Below are 23,382 nucleotides of genomic sequence, written 5' to 3'. Positions count from 1 at the left end.
TCTTTCTTCCTAGAACTCTAATTTCAAACTTTAAAATTCTTAGATGAGATCTTGTTCCTCATCTTTGTTTCTTAATTTGTAGATTGCTATCGCCAACGCAATTAAAGCTGTTGCAGTAATGACACTGGATTGTGCTCCTGTTTTACCTACATTTGCATTTGAATCTGGCTTGTTTGTACCTTCAGGTTTGCTTGTTTCAGCAGGCTTACTTGTTTCAGGAGTAACATTGCCATCGCTAGATTTGTCTACAACTTTTCCTAATCCAAATAGTGATAGATGATTTACCTCAAATGTAATGAGTTTACCTTTCTCATCTTCTGTAACTGTGTAGTTAAGGCGCTCGAGTCTTCTTTCACCATTTTCAATGATCTCATGAATCAAGACTGTATTTTCTTCAATATCAGTGCTTGGTCTTAGACTAATTGTAAGAGTTGAGCCGGGTTGTACTTTCTTACCTTCAGTAGTAATCAAGTTAATATCGAATACTTCAGTGAAGCTGTATTGATCGCTTGCTAAAGCTTTTGCATCTTTTCTTTCAACTGTAAGAATTAGATCTTCTGCTGGTTTAGCTTTTAGTGTAGCTTGCAAGTCTAAACCGTTTTCTTTAGTCTCAGCTTTTAATGTATGTTCTTCAACGTCTCCGCCGTTATCTGAACCTTGGTCTGGCTCAGGTGTTGGCTCTGGCTGAGGTTCAGGTGTAGGTTCTTCTGCCACAGGTTGTTTGCCCTTAATAGCAATCAAATAACCACTATCCAATGAGAAGTATACAACACCATCTTCACCCATAAATACAGAGTTTCTAGTATATTGACGTACACTTTCTTCTGGCTGATATACCACTGTAGGATCTTCATTTTCAGTTTTTTCTGCATTATCGACGAATCCGTACAAGATGCCGTCGTTATTGTTTGCTGTGAAGAATATGTAAGCATCTTCACCGTGTTTTACCAATAATGGAGAACCAGCTATTTGAGTATATTTCTTGTTTACATCAACTTCTCTTATAAGAGAACCATCTTTAGTACACAAGACCATGAGTTTACCATTGTCAGTTCCAAGATAAAGTCTATCATTATCAATTACTGGAGTAGTTACAGATCTTACTCCGATATTCTTTGTATAATTTATTGAAATCTTGCCTTCAGAAGATACTGTAAATTTGATTAAATCTCCAGAACCATTAACTACATAATATTCGTCATTATAGCGAACCACTGTGGAACGAATCTCAACTTCACTCTTGTGTTGGTCTACTAGCTCTCCTGTATTTACATCAATTACTAAGATTCCTTGGGCATCACTACCTGTTATCAAGTAATTACCTGAAACGATACCGCCTGAGAAATAGAATCCACCGACATAATCTTTTCTCCAAATAATTTCACCTGTATTAGCGTTCAAAGCTACTAATGGAGCAGGGTTACTTCTATCTCTGTTAAAATGAAGTCCAGCGTAAATTAATTTACCATCAACATATGTTAGAGGAGTTTGAGATTGTAAATTACTGTTACCTGCATCATATAGCCATGAGCCAGGAACTTCATCGAAGCTCTTTTGGTCTTTCCAGAGGCTGTATGGGAAGGAAACAACTTTTCCTGAATCTAATGGTAAGAAAATTCTTCCTTCAGCATAGAGAGGAGTTGTAGTAGCATAGCCCATACCATTTGGTAATTCCAAAGATCTGAGGATAGCACCACTATGTGGATCTACTGCTAGTAACTGACCTGCATCACCTTTGTCGGTAACAAATACATATTCATTATTTACAAAAATTCCTTGACCAGGTGCTTTAGGGAATCTAGCTCCTGCATCAGCAAATTTTTGAGCAAAAACTTGTTCAACACTGTCTGCTAGCAAAGGAGAGTTAGCTGCAGAATTTCTAACAGCATTGTTATCTGAATTACCACGGAAGCTTGGCCAGCTAGATGGTAGCTTATCGTAATCTACATCCTCAACTGGTGTGCTTGGTTGAGTGGAGAGATCTTCAACTACAAAATTAATACTGATTTCATCGCCAGCTTTAACCTCAGTTCCTAGACCTTTTTCTGGTTTTTCGCCATTAAGAGTTATGACCCAACCTATAGTTTTTTTACCTTCAACAGATGTATCCTTAGAAACACCTGAAATTGCTGTAATAAAGGCAGTTTCAAGATTATGGACGCCATTTATAGCGATTCCACTTTGTTTATCATTCTTAATTGCATAAGTTATTAAAGCACTAAAAATTGTATCACCTTCGTTATATTCGATTACTGATTTATTATCTTCTGCGAGATAAGCGCCTTCCCATGCAGCTCCTTGCTCTTTACTTACCGCATCATTACGAATTTCAACAGTAAGCTCGGCTGCATCTTCTTCATCTTCAAGAGATGGCATATTCATGTAATCTACAACATAGAATAACTTAACTTTATCTCCATCAGTTAAAGTATAGCCAGATACACCTACATTAGGAGTCTTACCATTGACGTTGTACATCCAGCCAGAGTTTTTACCAGCATCAAATTCGTGAATATTATTAACACCTTTAATATATACGCCAAACTGTGACTCTTGGGCATCATAAGGGATATTGTTTTCGTCCAAATAATTTTTAACTACGTCCCAAGCAGAGCTTCCTTTTTCAACAGAAATTTTTTTGGATTTAGTTAAATATCCGGATTCTGGAACTTTCTTTACAACATCTTCAGAGATAGAATCTTTGTTTCTAAGAATATCTCTTAAATCGATATTTAGCTCTGCCTGAATAGTTTCTTTGTTTTCTGTAGTCTCAGCCGCCAAATTTTGAGGCATAACTGCAGTAAAACTGAGGAGCAGAACTAACAATAAATTCAGTAACTTAATGCTACTTTTTTTGTTTTGCTTTTGCTTTTGCATAAACTTTCCTTTCTTTTTCTAAGAGAGCTTTCAAACTTAACCTAGTTGCTGAAGCAATTAATTTGAAAGAGGTCCGTAATCTAATATTTTGCAAATCTCAAAATATAGATATGTTTATAAATAATTTTGGTATAGTCTTATAAATTCTTTTACGGGCTAGAATGCGTCTTCTTTGGTATAGTCTATTGTGTAAAAGAGGAAGATGCTATCGCCATCTTTTAATGTATAACTACCAACACCATAGTTAGGGAGAACGCCATTAACTTTATACATCCAGCCAGAATTTTTACCAGCATCAAATTCGTAAATATTGTTTATTCCAGCAATATAGGCTCCGAATTGATGATCTTGAATATCGTAATGGATATTATTCTTATTCAAATAATCCTTCAAAACCTCAAGAACAGTAGTACCTTCTTTTACTTCTACACGGTAGCCGTTAGCTAAGTAACCGCTTTCTGGAACTAAAAGCTTTTGTTGATGCACAGGAAGCGCGTTAGGGTTGTTTTTTACCGACTGCAAACTTATAGTCAGGCTAACGGATAGAGTTTGTTTCTTAGTAGTGGTTGGTGATGTGGTTGTAGTTGTCGGTACAAGTGTAGAACTTGGTATTGGAGTGGGGGTAGGTTTAGCCGTAGTCTTTGATGTGACCGTTGTTGTAGTTCTTTGAGTGGTTTTAGTTGTAGTAGCTTCCTGAGTTTGTTTAGCAATTTCTTGATTGACATTGTTTGTCTGACTGGCACTTGTTGAAGTATTGGCTAAAGTAGAGTTTGAAAGCTCAATTTGAACTGTACTGGTAGTGCTTGAACTTGACTGATTATCTTTATTCTCGGAAGTTTGGAGTAATAAATCGCTGTCTTTTTTATTGCTATCTTTGTCGATTATTTTAGAGTTTTCAGATTTGCTCATTGAAGAGATGCTGGTATTTTGCATAGCATCTTTGGAGAGCTCGGTTATATGACTCTCTCGATTACAAGCAACTGCTAGAGTTAAAGGTAAGGTTAATATAAGGGCCAAAGCTCTCTTACTTATAGCACGTTTCTTGTTCTTGCTATTCATTTTAGTAAAGATATTTTTTAGCATAAAAAAACCTCCAACAAACATTCTCGGTTTGGGAAGGCAGAAGATTATTTTCGTATTACTTTTGCTTATGTTAAGTTAAAAAGTTGCTCTTGTATGAGCCTCTAGAGATTTTGGAACTATTTGAGGTCCATCAAGCTAATCTCATTATTCTTTTTGTAAAGTAATTACCAAGATGATCTTTATTGCGTACTTTCCCACCGAAAGAAATTCCAACAGACTAGAGGCAGGTCTCCTGACTTCGTGAATAAATTCTATGCCCTTCCCATCTCTTAAAGATAGTGGCTTGCATAGAAATAACACTTCACAGTAGCGGGGGCTGTTACAGATTTTAACTGTATTCCCTATTATCCTAATTTCTTGAAAAATTAGGCACCTAAAGCCTAGTAATGATTTGATTTTAACAGAAGAGCTTATTTTTGCAAGAAATATTTGTGATTTTATTGACGATGTAAATGGATAAAAAGGAAAAACTGACCCTTAAATAGCATTTTAAACTAATTAAAAAGTCAGCTTTTTAATAAATCTTTTATTTCTTAATTAAATTATTTTTCCTCATCAAAAGTATCAGTTTCGTCATATTTCGATTCATTTCTTTTGTCAATAACTCTCTTTAAGAGAAATACGACAATAGCAATTAAGATTAATAAGACTGCTACTACCAAGAAATGTACACTTTCTCCAGTCATAGAAACGTTACTGATATTTGTTAATATTTTTATTCCAATAGTTAATAGTATTAATAAGTTATTAGCTAGCATATATATTCTCCTTTAATTGTCCGTTTTTCTTTAATCATTTGAGTGGTGAATTTAGCACTCTTATTTCATGATTTTAACAAATTGTGAATGAAAAGTAAACTAGAGAACCTTAGCGTGTCACTTTCGCTTGGCATTCACATAGAGAACTTTATCTTGCCTATGACCCCAACAATACTAAGCAAACAAAATACAACTATCTCTCATCCAGACCTTTTAGCTCTGTATCCTGGTCTTCAGAATCTTCGGAAATTTGGCTAATCCAGCAGGAAACACTACCAGCTTTGACAGGGAAGGACCCATGACCATCTTCGTTCAAGATAACTTCATAGCCAGAATTACGATCTAGATAATCTACAAACTTACATCCGGCATGTTCTGGACCGAAATCCATTTCAATATCTGCTTGGGAATGCATAGACACAGTTACAGCCAATAATCCATCATGACCGTTATCAGGATCGCCCATTCTAGCCCAGCCAATAGCTTGCTCATCTTGGAAGAAATCCCTCTGTTCGCCATAAGCATAGTTAGCTCTTACTTCGAGCAATCTGTTTATGTCGTAAGCAAGGTCTTCTTGTGGATAGTCGCCATTTTGAATTCCATAATAATCTCCAGCAAATACACATGGGTAACCAGCTTCCCTTAACAGAATCAGGGCATACGCTCTCTCTTTGAAGTGTCTTCCTATCCAAGATTCCAGAGATTGTCCTGGCTGACTATCATGGTTGTCAACGAAGGTAACTGCTTCCATAGGGTGATGTTGTACAACTGTGTTATCGAAGATTTTGCGCAAGTCGTAACCCTCGTTATTTGCAGCTGCAAATAGGTTAAAGTGTAGAGGCACATCAAATACATCAATCTGGAAATTGGTACGCTCAAGGAAGTCTGAGATATTGCCGAGGTTAGATTCCCAATATTCAGCAAATAGGTAAAGTCCAGGATAATTTTCCTCTATATAACTTGAATAAGTATTTAGGAACTGATCATCAATATGCTTGACTGCATCTAATCTGAAACCATCAGGATTAGTCTCATTAACAAACCAATCAGTCCATCTCAACAATTCTTCTCGAACCTCTGGATTGGCGTGGTCAATGTCAGCATTCATTAGATAATCGAAGTTTCCATGTTCGCCAGAGACACCATAGGACCAACCTTTGTTTTCACCATCAATCCTAAAGACACCGGATTTATTCTCTAAGCTATCGTAATCTACTCCACTAAAGTGCGTATGATTCCACTTAAAGTCAGAATATTTACCGTTACGTCCAGGGAAATCAAAACCAGTCCAAGCTTCTATCTCATGACTTTCACTAATCTCTTGGATTCTGTTATTTTGGTCTACTTCTGTAGCATAGAAGCGTTCAGTGTAGTCCGCCCCAGCTTTGTGGTTAAGGACAACATCCATGTATGCAAGTATATCCTCCGCATGTAAGGTATCGATTAAAGTAAGAAGTTCTTCTTTAGTACCGTACTTGGTTCTTAAGCTGCCGTTTTGATCGAATTCTCCTAAATCATAGAGATCGTAAGTGCCGTAGCCGACATCGTTGGTACCAGTGCCCTTGAATACTGGAGGAAGCCAGATTGAATCAAAACCCAATTGTTTCATTTCCTGGGCTCTTGCTATTAAGTCTTTATAAAAATTACCATTGTCTTCCATATACCATTCGAAAGACTGGAACATTACTCCGTTGCGCATGTTTTTACCCCTTTTGTTATACTTTGATAATAAATCACGATAAATTTTAATTTATAATTAATATGTATTTATAGCATTTGTGTAAATTTTTTTACACGAAAGATAATAACAGATTTTTCGAAGAAAGTAGGGATAATGAAGGTCTTAGCTACAGCAGATTTACATTTAGGTGCTGGTATTACTGCCAAAATGCGTAGTAATAGATTCCTCGTGTTTCACAGAATTCTTAATATTGTTAAAGAAGAGAGAGTAGATATCCTCTTAATTAGTGGAGATTTTCTGGAGCAAGATAGGATAAGTACGGCTGAAGTTAAGGAAATTATTAGAGATCTATCGGAACTAGAAGCTCAAGTCTTTATAAGTCCTGGGAATCATGACCCTTATACTATTATGTCTAAATATGCAGAGTTCAAATGGTCTGAAAATGTAAAAGTCTTTCGTGACCCCGAGACTGTGGTATTAGAGAAATTACCTGTAACTGTGACGGGAGCAGGATTTAAAAATATTTATGAGAGAGATAGTCTTTTTGCCAAAAGTGCAGAGATGTTTAATCAGACTTTACAAGGTTTATCTAGAGATAGAGATTTTTCAGAGACATCAATTAAGGACTACTTACATCTAGCAAATTTTCACGGAGAAGTTGAGGCAAATAGTTTATACAACCCTATTAGTAAGTTTGATTTAGCAAGGTCTAAATTCGCTTATGTAGCCTTAGGGCATATTCACAAGGGTGAACTTGAGCTGCAACGTGCAGGAGACACATATTATGCACAGACAGGGACGGCAGAGCCTTTAGACCTAGGAGATACTGGGGTTAGAGGAGTGTATTTATTGGATTTTACGGAGGACAATAGTCTGAGGTCTACTCAATATATTTCTACTGCGAAAACTGTATATATAAATTTATTACTAAATTTCTATAATTTAAATTCCTACCAGTTTATTATTGAGCAATTGAAGTTAGAGATTGCTGAGCAAGTAAGAATATATGATGCAAATATTAATTCTTTATCTGAGGGTTTAAATAGTAAATATAATTTTAAGCAGGATTTTATTTTTAATATAAGAATTACAGGGACTATATCAGAGGATTTCCATGTGGATGAATTTGTATTACTAAATTTACTTGCTGAGAATGGAATTGCTCATGAGAAGCTTGATATAGATTTAGGACTTAACTTTGATATAGAGAAAATCAGTGTAGAAAATTCTCTTAGAGGAGTTTATGTAAGAAGAATCTTGCAAGAAATGGACTTAGTTGATGAAAGTAGGAAAAAAGTTTTGCAAGAGGCTTTGCAGCTTGGGTTAGAGAGTTTTGGGAATAGTATATGGTAATTAAAAGGATAGAAATTAAAGCTTTTGCTGGACTGAAAGATTTCAGTCTAGATTTTGATTCTGGCCTAAATTGCGTTTATGGTGCTAACGAAGCAGGCAAGTCTACAATTTTAAATTTTATCCTGGCAATGTTCTATGGTTTAGGAGATAGAAGGGGAAAAGATAATTTCCGAGATCAGGTAAAACCAAGAAGTGGAGAGCAAATTCAAGGAAATATACTTTTTAGCCATGAAGGAAGAAATTATGAATTGCAAAGGCTTTTTGCTGAAAGAACAGCACTTGATGAGACCAGGCTTATTGATTTAGCAAGCAACAGAACAATTGAACTAAAAGACCCAGTACAACCAGGGAAAGAGCTGTTGGGACTGGAGGAAGAGGTATTCAAAAACACCTTATTTGTTGACGCCGAAGGTAGCAAATTGCTTGAAAGTAAAGATTTAGCGAATATGCTTTGGTCGAAATTATTAGATTTCCTTGTGAATCCAGAAAGCGATATAAAGGTTAACGAAATTCAAAACAATTTAGAGTCAGAAAAACTTTCCCTCAAGTCTAGGAATGGTAGAAAAGGTTTGATTCCTGAATTGGAGTTGGAGCTATCTGAACTAAGACAAGAAAAATATAGGCTAGATAATAAGATAGATGCTCAGACAGAAGAAATTAATAAATTGTCAGAAGAGCAAGAACAAATATCGATCTTAGAAAAAGAGATGGAGGATCTAAACAAGAAGATTAAGGTTCTCAAACTGCTCGAGAGACAAGAGGTTTTAAGATTGATAAATGCACCTAAACTTCTCTTAGAAGAGAGAGAAGCGGAGGCTAGCTTGTTGGCAGAGAAACTATCTAAGTTTAGTCATAGCAATTCCGAGGAAAGTACAAAATTTCTAGCTGATTTGGAGATTGATTCTGAGAGATTCTCAGAGGAATCTGACTATATTCTTGCGAGTTTAGAGAACTTGGGAGCTCATCAGGATTCATTGCTAAACTCACTAGATAATTATGAAACTCAGTTACTTAGAAAAGAGGAACTGGCCAGCAAGAAAAATTCAGATGAACAGAGACTAAGTAAAAGTAGAGTAAACATCTACAGTGTGACTGTAATTGTTATCTTATTAACCGCAATAGTGTTATTAATATTCAGAAACAGTTCTGATTATTTCTTAATAATAGCTGTCAGTCTATTGGGACTTGCGGCAATAATGGGACTGTTTAAGTCAAGAATATTTAAACAAAATTCAATCGTGCTCGAGTTGGAGGAAGATAGGTCTAATGAGATCTTGAAGCAGTATAGAAACATAGCTGCAACAGAGTTGGAAGAATACCAAGAGTTGTTGCAAATGTTTTCACTTAATTGGAGAAGCCTTAGCATTAATTTGGATTTAACTGAAGGGGCAGAAGATCAATTAGAAGCAGAGTTAAGCAGAGAAGTTTCAAGAATTCAAATGCTAAAGAAACAATTAAATGCAGAAGTTAAGCAGAGAAAAATCTATCAAGAACAGGCTAAAGATTTGGCTTTTCTGAGCAAAGATATTTCTAGATTAAAAGATGAGATAAAAAATAGTAATTATAGTGACAATGATATTCAGAATTTAGAAGAGAGCATAAAGAGAGACTCAGAAATATTGTTGCCTAACGTCTCTGAACTTCCGGAGTTTGATCTATCTCATTTAAATAGACTAGAGATAAAACACAAAGAGGTTAATGAGCAGATTAGAGAAAGAGAAGCTGCAATAACTGAGATTAAACAAAAATTAAAGATATTAAGCATAGACCCTATTAGTCACGAAAATATATCATTACAATCTAGGAGCTTTGCTGTTAGCGAACTAATAGAGAGCAAGCAAGAGGAGTTAGATGTTGCAAAACTTAAATATCAAGCATATGAACTAGCGGAGGAGAAGTTGACAGAGAGCCTATTAGAGTTTAGGCAGGTGCTGCTACCAGAATTAGGTGAAAGTGCTAGTAAATATATAGAAGTTATAAGTTCTGGTGAGTATAGCCAAATAAGGATTAATGATGATCTGGCCATAAATTTAAAGGGTCAGGATTTCTATACTGATTTTACAGAGAATAAATTAAGTAGTGGAACCGTAGAGCAAATTTATTTAGCTTATCGCTTGGCTCTTATAGAATATATTTGTAAAAATAGAGAGTACACATTGCTTCTCGATGATCCTTTCGTTTTCTTTGATGAAGATAGATTAATAAGCAGTTTACGTTTAATAGAAAGATTTTCAGAGACACAAAATAAGCAAGTCATTTTATTTACTTGTCATAAACACATTTTTACAAAACTTAATGAGCGACCAAGGTGGAAAATTAAACTATTATGATTTATATATAGACGACAATTGGAATTAAGCGACAAGAGTTGATGTATAATACATAGAAATATTTAGTGGAATAAATAATTAGTATATTTATATAAGTTAATCCGTTAAATTAAGCTGTAATTAAGGGGCTAGATATCCTAGACAGGGAGGTCAACATGAACAAATCAAATAAATTGAACAAACTCGTAGCTTTCGTGATCGTATTTAGTATGGTTTTCACCTCAATTTTGGGCATTGCTACTGGAGAAGACTTATCAGCCAGTGACAAATTAGCAACACTTCCAATTACAGAAACAGATGTATATAATGACGAAACTTACTGGGAAGCAACTCGAGATGACCTTGTCTATGAGCATTATGAGCTGGATAGTTTTGTAAAAATTGGTGATGAATTCTTGCAGGAGTTGGGATTAAGCAGAGATGATTTTACCCAAGAACCTAAATCAGATATAAACGAGGAAAAACTAGAAGAACTACTGCTTAATTATTTCTACGAGTATGATTATGTACAGACTCTGGGATCTGTCCTGAATATGTTATATACAGAAGATGTTAGCAATACTGAGATTCAGCAAGAGATGGAATATTTCACTCAATTGAATAATGATGTTTTCGAAGAATCATTAATTGTTTTGCAAGGGATTCAGAAGAACGCAGTACTAGCTCCAATGTTAAAAGCTGTTATTGGCGAATATAATTATGACTACATTGAGACTACTACTAGTCTTACCTCCGCTGAGCAGACAATTGTAGAGAAAATTCTTAAACTTCAACAAGAGTACAATGAAACACCTTTAGATGACACGAATAAGTTGATCGAGCTCTACATCAATATAGTAAATCAGCATAATGAGTATGCAAGAGAATCTGGATATGCTAATTACTATGAGATGAACAGAATGGAGTTATATGCCAATGGTTCTGAAAGTTCTGAGGCTTCTGAAGTTGCTGAATTTTACCAAGCGGTCAAAGATTATATTGCACCAGTATATGTCTATCTCTCCATGAATGTTAGATTTGAGCAATTAAGTGCATACAATATTCCAATCAACGAGAGCCTGCAGTCCTTTGTCGAAAAGTTCATGGGTAATATTTCTTCAGAGCTTTTGGATTCATATAAATATATGGTAGACGCCTCACTTTTAAATATTGGAACCTCAGAGAAAAATGAAGATGTGTCCTATACAATTCGTTTGCCTTACCTTAATTCTGCAGCGATTTTTATCAAGGATAGGGGAGACTATAATAATTTAAATACTTTGATACACGAGTTTGGGCATTTTAACACTGCTATAAGGGATAATGACTTAAGTTATTTCGATGAGCAAAACATAGATGTAGCAGAAATTCATTCACAATATCTTGAGCTGTTGTTCTTGCCGTATTCTAAATTAATGTATGGTAACTTAGCTAATCAGGCGGTTACAGCGAAGCTACTTGATTTGGTTTGGTCAGTTTTGACCGGGGCATGCTTTAATGAATTCGAAGAGTTCGCCTATACTACCGAAAACTTAAATGCGGAAATGCTTAGAAATAAATTCTCAGAAATATGTAGAGATTATAAGTTGAATCTCGACGATGATTATTGGACAGCGGTCTGGCATTTATACAATTCTCCGTTGTATTACTTAAGTTATTCAATTTCAGCAATGGCAAGTTTGAGCCAGCTAGATAACATAAATCATGACTATAGAAAAGCCGTAGACAATTACCTTACCTTAACAAGCTATGATGAGGTAGAGTTTGAGTTTATGGAATTGCTAGAACGCTCTAATATGCCAAATATCTTTGATAAAGATGTAATTAAAAATATCGGTAAGAGCATAAGTGAATACGCAAGTAAACCGAAGCTCTTCACTCTAGAAGATTTTGATATGAGTAAGAGTCCAGATAATTCAAAAGATAAAGCTGAGCAAAATAAGCCGGGTAAAATACTGCCAGAATATGGTGACAAACCTACCGAAGCACCATCTGAAAATAACGGCTCAGATAACAAAGATAAAAGAGATCAAAATTCTCCTGCTAATCCGAATCAAGAAGGAATGAGCAAAAATCCTACAGAGATTCAAGTTATAGAAGATAGTTTGAGCCGGATTTGGTTTGCTCTAAAACTTGCTTTTGAAAATATTCTCCCTTAATGATTATTTGGATGATTAGTGAGATGGGTGATGGTCCCAAGATTATCCAAAAAGATTCGGTAGCCAAGTGGATAAGGCAATAGTTTCCGGAGCTATGAGCGAGGGTTCGATCCCCTCTCGAATCGCCATTATGCCCTGTAATCTCTATGGTTGCAGGGATTTTTATTTTAACTGGGCTTAAAATGGGCTAGGTTTCTTAGCTTGCTTTCTATTTTTCTATAATTGTATTGATAGCTGCATGAATAGTTTGATATCTATCTTCATTAGATTTTGCTGCAAGACAGCTTATCAAATAGCTTTTGCCATCTTTTTCATACAAGGCAATTAGGTTGTATGATGAGGCCATAGTTCCAGTTTTTACCCCTTTGATATTTTCATGGTAGTACAGAGAATCTTTGTCCAATAATTGATTGGTATTTTTCCAAGTGAAGATTCCTTGCGCAGTTTCTATAGTAAAAGAACTTTCGCCTATACATTCCTGAACAAAATCATAATCGATAAGTTTAAGGGTAACCCTATTTACATCATTTAAGTTGGTAGAAGCTTGGGTAGAAAAACCACTAGGATCAAATAAATCGGTATGGTCATAGCCTTCATTTTTTAGGTATTCCTTAAGATTTTCTACAAAATATTCCACATATTTTTCTGCACTATAGCCAGCGCCTAGGTCTTTTTTGCCTATATTATATGCAAGGGCAAAAGCAGCATCATTGCCAGATGGTACAAGCATGGCTTGCATGATTTGTTTCGCTGTATATTGTCCACTGACTAAATTAGCCAGGGAAGATCCTGCAGGTACAAGTTGCAACAGCTCGTCATTGACTTCTAAAATTTCATCTAAATCAATTTTTGTAAGTGCATAATCGATTGTAAATAACTTAGACAGACTTGCAACGGTTGGTAATTGCTTACCACCTTCATTAAACAAATATTTTCCTTCATTAATATCGTATACAGAAAAAGCAAGAGCATCTTCAGGGACTTTAACTTCTTTTGTATTAAAAATAAAGTCGATTCTATCGCTTAGCTCGCTATAAATTCTAGATTGAGTAATTCTATATTTAAATAGGGCAAATATACCTAGGGATATCAACAATATAATGCATATAACAATTAAAAATCTCTTTCCCTTACGTTTAGTTCTTCTCATGCTTTACCTGCTTTTCTAATAATTTAATAATGCTGAGTATTCACTTTTTACAACTACTTATTCGCTGTAGGGGTTGGCTCAGGATCAACTTTTAGTTCTAAGTCATCGAAGGAGTCACCGTCAAATGAGAAGTAGTATACTTTCTCAGACTCTATATCCAATTTTTGCATGGTACCAACGGTATGTTTTTTACCATTTTCATCCTTGACTTCAACTTGGAAACTGAATTTATAATCTTCATCAGTAGGAACATCCTTGAAAGCAAAATTAATGTAATTATTATCTAGCTCTGTATTATCGGCATTTTGTGCCATGGTAGTTCTTTTGCTATCTTCGTTAACATTAACAACTAAACCGATTCCATAAACTTTGAGCTCGCTAGAATTTCTCACGCAGATATGGAAATAATCTCTATCTGGTAAACCACCAATACCTGCTATTGAGCAAGAACTTAGGGTTATAACTAATAGTAATGTTAATAAAATTCTTAATTTCTTAAACATGGTCGTGTTCCTTTCAGTTGCAATAACCTATCTCAAATTATTGCGATAATCTATTGCAAACAGTTGCAAAAATCTAATTCAATTCTCTAACAGACTCTCTAATTACCAACTCAGGCTCTAGTCTAATAACTTTTGAACCCTTGCGCTCGTCAATTATCTTTTCTAACAAGAGCTTACAAGATAAATTACCAAGTTCATATTGTTTCATGTCTACAGAGGTTAGACTAGGATGTATGGCATCAGCATACTCAGTATTATCAAGGCTTATTATGGAGAAATCATTAGGAATATCAAAACCCTTATACTGCAATTTTGAGACAATTCCCATTGACATAAGGTCATTAGAACAAACAATCCCTGTAAATTTCTTCTTTGATTGAGAAATTTCTTCTGCAATAAGCTTCCCAGAATCAATAGTATAGTCACCGATGAAAATATTATCATCAGAAAATTCAATATTGTATTTATTCATGGCCTGTTCGAAACCACTCAAACGCTCCTGACTAGTCTGTTCAGACAGATTACCAACCACAACACAAATATCCTTGTGGCCGTTAAGAATCAGGTGTTCCGTTGCAATATACATAGCCTTAATGTGATCAACATAAACAATATCGAAGTTATCATCTTCCTTTAAGTTAGGGATCATATTAGTAGCAACTATTGGGAAATTAGACTTACGCATTTCTTCTACAAGTTCTTCGTTAAAGTCAAAAGAGACCATTATCATTCCGTCTGCGTAGTGTTCCTGCAACAAATTCAGGTATTTAAATTCTTCAGATTCATCGTGCATGGTATAGGAGAGTAGGAAGTAATAGTCATTTAATGATAATCGCTCAGATATAGCTCGAATCATATTAAAGTAAAATGGGTTCATGATATCTGGAATGCAGAACATGACTCTATCGCTTTTTTGGGACTTAAGCACTCGCCCAGCATTGGATGGCCTATAGTTCATTTCTTTAGCAGCTTTTTCTATAATTGCTTTTGTTTTTGGGTTGCAATATCCAGAATTATTCAAAGCTCTAGAGACAGTTGAAGTCGAAAAACCTGTTGCTTTGGCAATGTCATAAAGTGTTTTCATAAATACCCACCATCAATAATTTGATAGGCAAATTATAATATATAAAAAATGAATCATAAAGTGTAAGCGATGCTTATGTGCGTTTTTACAATAAACAACCTCGTTATTTGTGTAAATTGATATTTTTTCTGGCTTATATTGCATTTGGTTATAGTTCATATAAAATTAATTATGGAATCGATCCCATATGTTTGAATTGCTTGAAAAAATTGAATTTAAAAGTTTAAAATTTTAAGAATTTAATTTTTAAGTTGAAGTAAGGAGTGCTTATGAATAGAAAAAAGGTATTTGTTCTAGGAAGCTTTGTCATGGACTTAATTGTAAATGCTAAGCGTTTCCCAGACAGAGGAGAAACTGTATTAGGAGAAACATTTTCTACAGCTCCCGGTGGTAAAGGTGCAAACCAGGCTGTTCAAATGGGATTATTAGGCTTAGATGTAGCGATGCAGGGTAAAGTCGGAAATGATGATTTCGGTAGAGTTCTTGTAGAATCAGCAGAAGCCGCAGGTGTCGATGTTAGCCGAGTTGGTAGAGATGGAAGTTTCTCTGCAGTTGGTAATGTCCAGATTGAAACTAGAGAAGACGGCAGTAATGAGAATAGAATAATTGTTGTTCCAGGAGCTAACTTAGAGATAAGCGCTAAAGACGTAGAGAATTTCAAAGAAGAAATCAAAAACTTCGACTATCTAGTACAGCAACAAGAAATTCCTCTAGATATAAATAGAGAAACTAGAAAAATTGCGTTTGAGCAAGGTGTAGAAATTTTACTGAATCCAGCTCCATCCTACTTGCTAGAAGATGAAGATTACAAATATATCAGTTATTTAGTTCCAAATGAACATGAACTAGCAGAACTAACAGGAGCCAAATCCGAAGATTTTAATGACATAGAAACAGTAGTAGAACATGCAAGACAATTGATCAATAAAGGTTGTCCAAACGTTATAGTTACATTAGGGAGCAAGGGATCTTGCTGGGTAACTGCAGATGACTACGTGTACGTAGAAGCATTAAAGAATGTTAAATCTATAGACCCAACTGCAGCAGGAGATTCTTTTATTGGAGCTTTCGTTTTTACTTTAGCAAATGATTTTGAAAAAGCAGAATGTCTAAGATTTTCTAACTATGTTGGAGCTTTGACAGTTTCAAAAGCAGGTGCCCAAACATCTTTATCCAAACTTCAAGAAGTATATGAATACGCCAAAGAACATGAAGAAGAAAATAGTTCGTTGTTAAGAAAAATAGAATCAATATTATAGGGGGTATAACAAATGTTTAGTCCATTCAATCAAACAATATCAAGTATGCCGTTATTAGATAAAGGAGTAAGCCGTGCGATAACAGCAGAGAATCCTAAAGGCGAAAAAGGCGCTGGTGGTCAAGCATACCATCCAGTCCTGGGCCAAGGACGAAAAGGTTCCCCAGCTATTAAGTTAGTCAAAGCAGGAGAGACAGTAACCTTAGCTGATATCGAAGGTGCAGGTATTATTAATCACATGTGGATTACAGTAACTCCAAAAACAGACTACAACAATATGTACGTTCTAAGAGATATTGTTTTGAAGATGTACTGGGATGGTGAAGAAAACCCATCAGTTGAAGTTCCTTTGGGAGATTTCTTCTGCTTAGGTTTCGGAGCTGTTTACAAAGTAAACTCTGCTCTCGTATCTGTTAATACACGTGGTGGTATGAATAGTTACTTCCAAATGCCTTTCAAAAAAGCAGCCAGAATAGAAATTGAGAACCAACATAGAGTTGATATCCCAATGTTCTTCTATCAAATCGATTACACCTTATATCCAGAAGGTTTCTCAGATGATTTAGATTTGGCATACTTCCATGCACAATGGAGAAGAACCCCAATCACAACTCCAGGTGAAGACCATGTTATTTTGGACGGAGTTAAAGGTAGAGGTAAATATATAGGAACATTCTTCTCAATCCAGACACTTAATAGATTCTGGTGGGGAGAAGGTGAGGTTAAATTCTACATTGATGGAGATGGCGACTTCCCAACAATTTGTGGTACAGGTACTGAGGATTACTTCGGTGGAGCCTGGTGCTACACCAAGAAAGAAGGGGATAGATACGTTGAAGACGGCTATCAAACACCATATCTTGGATACTGCTACTTCTCAACTAGAGATGACACCATTGAGCCTAGACCATTCCACGATGATACTGTTGTGCCAATGAGATCTCTATATCGCTGGCACGTTGTCGATCCAATCCGTTTCGAAAATGACCTAAAAGTCACAGTTCAATCAATTGGTCTAAGAGGTGAAGAGTATTTCGAGAGAGAAGATGATATAAGTACTGTTTCATATTGGTACCAAACACATCCACACGCAGACTTCCCAAGATTACCATCTAGAGAAGAGCGTTGGCCTAGATAATATTATAGATAATACTGTCATTAGACCAAGGTGTTTTCACCAGAAAATAATTTAAGATAATAAGTTTATTTGAGGAAAATCTATGGAAATTAATCTTGATAAAACTTTAGAAGCAATGAGTAAAGAAGATAAAATTGCTTTGCTAACAGGTAAGGGATTATGGGAGACCAGAGATTTTCCTCATTTTAATTTGCCTTCCATTACTGTAGCTGACGGTCCTCATGGTTTGGGCAAAAGAGAAGCTAACAAAGACCATTCAGATTTAGAAGGCACAACCAAGGCTGTGTGTTTTCCGACAGGTTCTGCTTTAGCAGCTAGCTTTGACAAGGAGCTTATCTATGAAGTAGCTAAGCGTATTGGAGAAGCAGCGAAGAGCGAGAATGTTGGTACCGTTCTTGGCCCAGCTATAAATATTAAACGTAGTCCATTGTGTGGACGAAATTTCGAGTATTTATCCGAGGATCCATATTTGACGGGAGAATTGGCAACTGCATATGTCAAAGGTATGCAAGATCAATCAGTAGGTACCTCACTTAAGCATTTCGCAGTTAATAACCAAGAGACAAATAGAATGACAGTCGATGCAAGAGTTTCGGAACGAGCTTTGAGGGAGATATATTTACCAGGTTTTGAGAAAACTATTAAAGAAGCTCAACCTTGGTCTGTAATGGCCTCATATAATCTAGTGAATGGATCTTACAGTACAGAGAACAGATATCTCTTGAACGACATACTCAGAAATGAATGGGGTTTCTCAGGCATAGTAATTAGTGACTGGGGAGCTGTTAACGATAAGGTGAGAGCAATTGCAGCTGGTCTAAATATTGAAATGCCAGAGAGTCATTACGCGGATAAAGATATATTAAAAGCGTTGGACGATGGAGATTTAAGTGAAGAGCAACTCAATGCTAGAGTTAGAGAAATATTGGCTTGGATAAGTAAGTGCAGTGTTGCTGATGCTAAGTCTGACCTTAATAAAGAGAAATACAACAGAGACGAGCACCATAACTTTGCGCAATATGTAGCGAGCCAAAGTGCAGTTTTGTTGAAAAATAATAATAAAGTATTGCCAATATCTGAGAAAGAAAGTGTGCTTGCTCTAGGACCATACTTGAAAGAACCACGATTTCAGGGCGGAGGCTCTAGTTCCGTAAGAGCTTATAAAGTTAGTGGAGCCTATGAGACCTTAAAAGATAAAGATAATTTTAGCTTCATTGATGAAGTGATTACAGAAGATCTAGAATTAGATCAAGATAAACTAGAACAGGCCAAGGAAGCTGCTAAGACAAATGATAAGGTAGTTATATTCGCCGGTTTGCCAAATAGTTTCGAAATTGAGGGTATTGATAGACAAAACTTAAAAATGCCAGCCTCTCAAAATCTTTTGATCAAAGAAATTGCAAAAGTAAATCCAAACACAATTGTTTTGCTGCACAAAGGTAGTCCAGTTGAGATGGAGTGGGAGGAGGATGTTGCAGCGATTCTAGATTTGCATCTGGGAGGAGAAGCAGTTGGCGCAGCAACTGCTGAGATTTTGCTTGGTGAAATCAATCCTAGCGGTAAATTGGCTGAGACATATCCTTTTAGGTTAGAGGATACTCCTGCATTTGGGAATTTCCCAGGTAATCCAAAGAGTGTAAATTATGCAGAGGATATTTTTGTCGGCTACCGTTGGTATGACACGAGAAAAATAGATGTACTTTATCCATTTGGACACGGCTTATCTTATTCAGAGTTTGAATATAGTAATTTGAGGGTAGAAGAAATTGCTGAGTTTAATTATAGAGTGAAATTCACGCTAAAAAATACATCAAATATTCTTGGTAAAGAAGTTTATCAACTCTATGTAGCCGCGAAAGATAGCAAGTATTCAAGACCGGAGAAAGAACTCAAAGGATTCGGCAAAATTGAACTAAATCCAGGAGAAGAAAAAGAAATAGAGCTTGAATTGGACTACAGAAGTTTTGCAATTTATAACGAGGATATAAAAGATTGGTTTGTACCATCTGGTGATTATGAAATCCAGATAGGAAGTTCTAGTAGAGATATAAGGCTAGTAGAGATCCTTAAGATAAAGGGAGATGCGCATCCTCTTGTAGTCAACTCACAAATGACCTTAGAAGACATTATCATGACGAATAATTTCGATAAGGTAAAAGATCTATTTTTCGATATGTGCATAAGATCTAATAACCAAGATTTCCTAGCGCATATGAAATATATAGACGAGAACCAAGATAAAATAATTAACAAAGAGATAGTGGTAGGTGGTATTCAAGAGCCCATTCACTACTACCCTTGCTACTTCAAGGTAGCTGATAATTTTGTCGAAAATATATATAAAAAAATAGAAGAAGGAGAGTAAAAATATGTATCAAGGATTAGGTAGCCTATCAAAGGTAACAAACGGTAAGACCCGCTCAATAAGCCCAGAGAACTATACTGGTGCAGTAGGACAGGGTGGAATGATGGAGCTTGAAGACGGCTTCGCCAAAGAGCCTGCAAGAGATCTAGGTAAAGGTTGGAAGGTCAATCCTTTCATAGTTATTGAAGCAGGCAAGACCTGGGAAATAGCTAACATCGATGGCCCAGGAGCAATCAACCACATTTGGCTGACACCAACAGGCAACTGGCGCTACACAATAATTAGAATTTACTGGGACGATTCAGATATTCCATCTGTTGAAGCTCCAATTGGTGACTTTTTCTGTTCAGGTTGGGGAGAATATGCACAGCTAAGTTCATTACCAGTATGTGTAAACCCAGGAAGTGCCTTTAACTGCTATTGGTCAATGCCTTTCAAGAAAAACGCAAGAATCGAGCTAGAGAATTTAGCAGATGAGGATGTAATCATGTACTATCAAATTGATTACGAGTTGCGTGATGTTGAGCCAGAGGAAGCATACTTCCACGCGCAATTTAGAAGAGTCAATCCTTTGCCATACAAAGATGTGTACACAATTGTAGATGGAATCGAAGGTAAAGGTCACTATGTTGGTACCTACATGGCTTGGCAAGTTAATAATAGAGGCTGGTGGGGTGAAGGTGAAATTAAGTTCTACATGGATAGTGATGAAGAATATCCAACAATTTGTGGAACTGGAACCGAAGACTACTTCTGTGGATCTTATAACTTCGAGGACAAGACAACCGGTCAGTACAAAGAGTTTACAACTCCATATGCAGGCTTACACCAAGTAATTAGACCAGATCATACCTATAATTCTCAAATGAGATTTGGAATGTATCGTTGGCATCTAACAGATCCAATTAGATTCGAAGAGAAATTAAGAGTCACTATCCAAGCTCTTGGTTGGCGTTCTAATTTCAGATATTTGCCACTTCAAGACGATATCGCATCAGTAGCGTTCTGGTATCAAGACAAACCAGCTAAGAATATGCCAAAACTACCTGATAGAGACTTCTTAGAAGTAATTTAATGATGCTATCCATGTCACTTAATAATGATTTTTAGTAGAGTCATTTAATTTTTAAGTTAATTAAGACTTATAGCGGCGAAAGGTGAAAAAATGTTATTTGATAATAATAGAAGGATTTATTCAGCTGAAGATAGTCAGGCGGTTTTTCCGATAGGAGGAATTGGTACTGGAACTATTTCAATGAACTCCAGAGGACGTTTGCAGGATTTTGAGATTTTTAACAAACCGGATAAAGGTAATGAACAGCCTTATACTTTCTTTGCGATTAGAAGCGAAGATGAATCTGGAAAACACTCTGCAAAAGTTCTAGAAGCTGAACTTAGACAGCCTTATGAGCATTCTCATGGATTCCATGCGTGGAATTTTTCAGGTGCTCCAAGGTTCAGAGATAGTAAATTTAAAGTTGAATATCCAATAGCAAATCTAAAACTCGAAGAGGAAGATTATCCTCTGGAAGTAAGTCTAGAAGCTTTTTCACCTTTTGTACCGTTAAATTCTAATGAGTCGGGAATACCAGCTATTTACTTCACTTGGAAAGTAAAAAATATTTCTAATAGCAAGCAAAAAGTTTGCATAGCTTTATCTGCTGCGAACCTAGCAGGTTGGACAGGCAGACGAGATGTATTTAGCAAAGCTTTGTATGAAGATGGCTCAATTAACGAACTATACAATGAAGATGATTTCACATCTATCTTAATGTATAACGAAAATATACCTGATACGAGTACTGACTATACAGAGATGGGTATTGCTGTAATACCTTCTGAACAACAAAATGTACAGAGCAAAGAGCTATGGCAAGAAGGTCAATGGTGGGATGGTATGCAAGATTTCTGGAATGACTTTTCCGAGTCAGGAGTTTTGCGAAACAGCAAGGACCTCGTTGATGAAGCAACATCAGTTCACCACAGTCCCTTCACAATAGGTTCTTTATCCTTGGATAGTGAATTAGAACCTGGAGAATCAAGTGAGTTTAAATTTATATACACTTGGTATCACCCTAATCGTTCAAGAAGTTGGCCACAAAATAACCAGCATAGAGATTCTGCCAAAGATGGTGAAGACGCAGTTGTGAAAAATTATTACGCTCAATGGGGTAAACCAAAAGAGTTATTAAGATATTTAACTGATAAATTCACTTACTACAGAGAGATTGCACAGGAATTTGCTGAAACTTGGTACTCTAGTAACGTACCAGAACCTATCTTGGATGCAGTAGCAACTAATCTTACAACTATACGATCGCAAACATGTTTCAGAGTTGAGAATGGTAACTTCTATGCCTGGGAAGGTAACTTTGATTTTGAAGGTAGCTGCCCTGGTAACTGTACCCACGTTTGGAACTATGCACAGAGCTTAGCGTATTTCTTCCCAGATCTAGAGCGAAGCATGAGAGAAACAGAGTATTTCACAGAGTTAAGAACAAATGGCAAGATGAACTTCAGAGCTATAACATATCTGGATGGTTTCTCAGACGATTATCACCCAGCTTCTGATGGGCAATTGGGAAGTGCGGTAAGAGTGTATAGAGAGTGGAAAATATCTGGAGACAATAAGTGGCTTGAAGGTATTTGGCCTGAGCTTAAACGTAGTATTGAATTTGCCAAAACAACATGGGACTTAGATGGTGATGGGATTCTTGAAGCAATGCAACATAACACCTATGATATCGAATTCTATGGGGTGTCAACGCTAGCCAACAGTATTTGGATAACAGCTTTAGCAGCACTAGCTGAGATGGCAGATTTCTTGGGCGAGCCTGATTACGCTAACTGGGCTAGGGAAACTGAGCGAAATGTATCTAAATATTTGGATGAGAATTGTTTCAACGGTGAATATTATATCCAGAATATTGACGATATTGACAAACATAAATATCAATATGGTAATGGATGTTTAGCCGACCAACTATTAGGTGTAACATGGGCTAAGCAACTTGGACTCAAGATATCTCTAAAAGAAGAAAACATCAAGTCAGCTGTATATTCCATCTATAAAAACAATTTAATTGATGAGCTTCGAAAAGTAGATAACCTCCAAAGAGGGTACGCCTTCAATGATGAGAGTGGACTAGTACTATGTGCATGGCCAAAGGGCGGCAAACCAAGGATTCCATTCGTTTATAGTGATGAAGTCTGGCCAGGAGTTGAATATAGTGTTGCAAGCTTACTAATTTCCTGTGGTTATATTAATGAAGCTGTAGATTTAATTGAGAAACTTAGAGCTAGATTTAATGGTAAAAACAGAAACCCATGGAACGAGATGGAATGTGGTCACCACTATGCTAGAAGCCTAGCTTCATTCGGACCATATCAAGAATATATTGGTTTAAAACTAGATCTTGTAAATGAAACAATTAAGTTAAGACCGCAGAATTTAGGAAAATACTTTGTTTTAGCAAGAGATGCATGGGGAATAGTTGATGTAGAGAGTCTGGGTGAGAATCTCACATATCAAATTGACTCTAAGTATGGTGATTTAAGTAAATATAAATTTGAGTTTGAATAATAAATTGACTTGTATATAGAAATTGCTTTATACGATAGTCTAAGGGGTTTTACACATCAGTAGAATAGAGGCTCAAAGATT

The 23,382-nt window shown here is 36.1% G+C and carries 15 protein-coding genes, 1 tRNA gene and 1 riboswitch; of the genes, 9 read left to right on the top strand and 7 right to left on the bottom strand.

The annotated features are described in order from the left end of the window. Window positions 1–39: 39 nt before the first annotated feature. From C5Q98_RS06960 to C5Q98_RS06945, 4 genes are all read right to left on the bottom strand, one after another. Window positions 40–2,877, bottom strand: a complete 2,838-nt coding sequence (locus C5Q98_RS06960) for a DUF4430 domain-containing protein (protein WP_106012912.1) — start codon at window positions 2,875–2,877, stop codon at window positions 40–42. Window positions 2,878–3,033: 156 nt separating this feature from the next. After that, window positions 3,034–3,960, bottom strand: a complete 927-nt coding sequence (locus tag C5Q98_RS06955) for a DUF4430 domain-containing protein (protein WP_242967370.1) — start codon at window positions 3,958–3,960, stop codon at window positions 3,034–3,036. Window positions 3,961–4,165: 205 nt separating this feature from the next. Further along, a riboswitch (cobalamin riboswitch) is annotated at window positions 4,166–4,352 on the bottom strand. 150 nt (window positions 4,353–4,502) lie between these two features. After that, the gene (locus tag C5Q98_RS06950) at window positions 4,503–4,718 is read right to left on the bottom strand and encodes a hypothetical protein (RefSeq protein WP_106012911.1); all 216 of its coding nucleotides are present in this window, start codon (window positions 4,716–4,718) and stop codon (window positions 4,503–4,505) included. Between the two features lie 193 nt (window positions 4,719–4,911). Beyond that, a complete protein-coding gene (locus C5Q98_RS06945) occupies window positions 4,912–6,417 on the bottom strand; it encodes an alpha-amylase (protein WP_106012910.1) in 1,506 nt (501 codons plus the stop codon). Window positions 6,418–6,552: 135 nt separating this feature from the next. On the opposite strand from C5Q98_RS06945, the gene C5Q98_RS06940 reads away from it, so the two are divergent. From C5Q98_RS06940 to C5Q98_RS06925, 4 genes are all read left to right on the top strand, one after another. Continuing rightward, window positions 6,553–7,752 (top strand): metallophosphoesterase family protein, encoded by a 1,200-nt coding sequence (locus C5Q98_RS06940; RefSeq protein WP_106012909.1) that lies wholly within the window; start codon window positions 6,553–6,555, stop codon window positions 7,750–7,752. Then, window positions 7,746–10,082, top strand: a complete 2,337-nt coding sequence (locus tag C5Q98_RS06935) for an ATP-binding protein (protein ID WP_106012908.1) — start codon at window positions 7,746–7,748, stop codon at window positions 10,080–10,082. Before C5Q98_RS06940 ends, C5Q98_RS06935 begins: the two co-directional genes overlap by 7 nt. 155 nt (window positions 10,083–10,237) lie before the next feature. After that, a complete protein-coding gene (locus C5Q98_RS06930; RefSeq protein ID WP_106012907.1) occupies window positions 10,238–12,220 on the top strand; it encodes a gluzincin family metallopeptidase in 1,983 nt (660 codons plus the stop codon). A gap of 53 nt (window positions 12,221–12,273) precedes the next feature. Then, window positions 12,274–12,348, top strand: a tRNA-Arg gene (locus C5Q98_RS06925). Window positions 12,349–12,428: 80 nt separating this feature from the next. Here C5Q98_RS06925 and C5Q98_RS06920 read toward each other — a convergent pair. The 3 genes from C5Q98_RS06920 to C5Q98_RS06910 all read right to left on the bottom strand — a co-directional run bounded on the left by C5Q98_RS06920 (window position 12,429) and on the right by C5Q98_RS06910 (window position 14,957). Beyond that, entirely contained in the window at window positions 12,429–13,370 is a 942-nt protein-coding gene (locus C5Q98_RS06920; RefSeq protein ID WP_106012906.1) for a D-alanyl-D-alanine carboxypeptidase family protein, read from the bottom strand. Between the two features lie 53 nt (window positions 13,371–13,423). After that, complete coding sequence (locus C5Q98_RS06915) at window positions 13,424–13,873, bottom strand: hypothetical protein (RefSeq protein ID WP_106012905.1); 450 nt, start codon at window positions 13,871–13,873, stop codon at window positions 13,424–13,426. Between the two features lie 73 nt (window positions 13,874–13,946). Beyond that, window positions 13,947–14,957, bottom strand: a complete 1,011-nt coding sequence (locus tag C5Q98_RS06910; protein ID WP_106012904.1) for a LacI family DNA-binding transcriptional regulator — start codon at window positions 14,955–14,957, stop codon at window positions 13,947–13,949. A gap of 269 nt (window positions 14,958–15,226) precedes the next feature. On the opposite strand from C5Q98_RS06910, the gene C5Q98_RS06905 reads away from it, so the two are divergent. From C5Q98_RS06905 to C5Q98_RS06885, 5 genes are all read left to right on the top strand, one after another. Then, entirely contained in the window at window positions 15,227–16,216 is a 990-nt protein-coding gene (locus C5Q98_RS06905; RefSeq protein WP_106012903.1) for a ribokinase, read from the top strand. A 12-nt stretch (window positions 16,217–16,228) separates the two neighbouring features. Further along, the gene (locus tag C5Q98_RS06900; RefSeq protein ID WP_106012902.1) at window positions 16,229–17,353 is read left to right on the top strand and encodes a glycoside hydrolase family 172 protein; all 1,125 of its coding nucleotides are present in this window, start codon (window positions 16,229–16,231) and stop codon (window positions 17,351–17,353) included. A gap of 82 nt (window positions 17,354–17,435) precedes the next feature. Then, the gene (locus C5Q98_RS06895; RefSeq protein ID WP_106012901.1) at window positions 17,436–19,718 is read left to right on the top strand and encodes a glycoside hydrolase family 3 C-terminal domain-containing protein; all 2,283 of its coding nucleotides are present in this window, start codon (window positions 17,436–17,438) and stop codon (window positions 19,716–19,718) included. A 4-nt stretch (window positions 19,719–19,722) separates the two neighbouring features. Next, entirely contained in the window at window positions 19,723–20,793 is a 1,071-nt protein-coding gene (locus C5Q98_RS06890; RefSeq protein WP_106012900.1) for a glycoside hydrolase family 172 protein, read from the top strand. 90 nt (window positions 20,794–20,883) lie between these two features. Then, window positions 20,884–23,301, top strand: coding sequence for a GH116 family glycosyl-hydrolase (locus tag C5Q98_RS06885; RefSeq protein WP_106012899.1), 2,418 nt, complete (start codon window positions 20,884–20,886; stop codon window positions 23,299–23,301). Window positions 23,302–23,382: the final 81 nt, after the last annotated feature.

Origin of the sequence: Fastidiosipila sanguinis (assembly GCF_002998295.1) — a bacterium.
GTDB lineage: Bacteria > Bacillota > Clostridia > Saccharofermentanales > Fastidiosipilaceae > Fastidiosipila > Fastidiosipila sanguinis.
The sequence above is the reverse complement of the archived record's forward strand: the minus strand, read 5'-3'. Positions and strand labels throughout refer to the sequence as shown.